The following is a 979-nucleotide window of genomic DNA, read 5'->3' on the forward strand; positions in this document are numbered from 1 at the left end:
AATTACAAGATACGCTAGCAAAGTTAAAGCCCCGTTTAAGAAAAAAAGTAATAAAAAACCTTAATGAATGGGACGCTCAATTTTGACAAATCAATTAAAACAATAAATTAACTCCCCATTACTTTAAAAGATGGGGAGTTAATTTATACACGCCCTCTATTATTATAAATATGGCAACCGAGATGTGCTTGTTTGCGATTTTTATATCGATAAGGCATTTCAAATGCATCTATCACTTTATCACAGTGAATACAAATATCTACTTTTCCAAACATACTTTGCAGTTTATTCGCGAGATGTATAATTTCATTTTTGTTTAATGTAATTTGAACATGAGTTAAACCTTTGGAATTTACATTAGACTGACTGATTTCAACTAAATCATTTTTTATATGTGCCAATGTGTCATCTCTAATTAAAATGGTCTTCACCAATCCCAATCAGCTTCCTTATTTTATATTCTGCTCAGGAAGTTTTAGGATTAAACTATTCAGGTGAAGTCTTTTAACATGTATTATCAATCATTGGATACACAGCTTGCAATCAGGCAGTACTAACAGAGGATTTTAGAATTAGACGTCTTACACCAAAAGAAACTTGGCGACTTCAAGGGTTTTCAGGTTCGGCTTTTGAACGAGCAAGTAAAGTAAATTCAGATACACAATTGTATCGACAAGCGGGTAATTCTGTTAGTGTTCCTGTTATTTTTGCGATTGCACAACGTTTGAAATATCGGAATTTTCGATCATTTAATGATGTTTTACCCTAATACACTGTGCTAGTATGAAGATATAATTTAGAAAGGGAGGAAATCACAATGAATTACATACTTTTTAGAAGTGCAGATGGGAATACAGGGTATATGAGTCAACATGGAAATGGTGGAGGTTCTAAATCCGCTCACGGAAATACAGGTCATCATATTGACGTGCCCGCTGAATTGTATGCACATGGAAATGGTGGCGGACATCATCGTGAG

1 protein-coding gene and 1 pseudogene are annotated in these 979 nt (G+C 34.1%); one reads left to right on the plus strand and one right to left on the minus strand.

The genetic code is table 11. From position 1 onward, the window contains the following. Positions 1 to 143: 143 nt before the first annotated feature. Entirely contained in the window at positions 144 to 431 is a 288-nt protein-coding gene (locus tag RT27_RS30940; protein WP_231577725.1) for a hypothetical protein, read from the minus strand. Between the two features lie 101 nt (positions 432 to 532). On the opposite strand from RT27_RS30940, the pseudogene RT27_RS34595 reads away from it, so the two are divergent. After that, positions 533 to 769 (plus strand): annotated as a pseudogene (locus RT27_RS34595) (DNA cytosine methyltransferase); the annotation flags it as partial. Positions 770 to 979 lie beyond the last annotated feature (210 nt).

Origin of the sequence: Bacillus sp. L_1B0_5, from assembly GCF_000836715.1 — a bacterium.
GTDB classification, from domain to species: domain Bacteria; phylum Bacillota; class Bacilli; order Bacillales; family Bacillaceae_G; genus Bacillus_A; species Bacillus_A thuringiensis_S.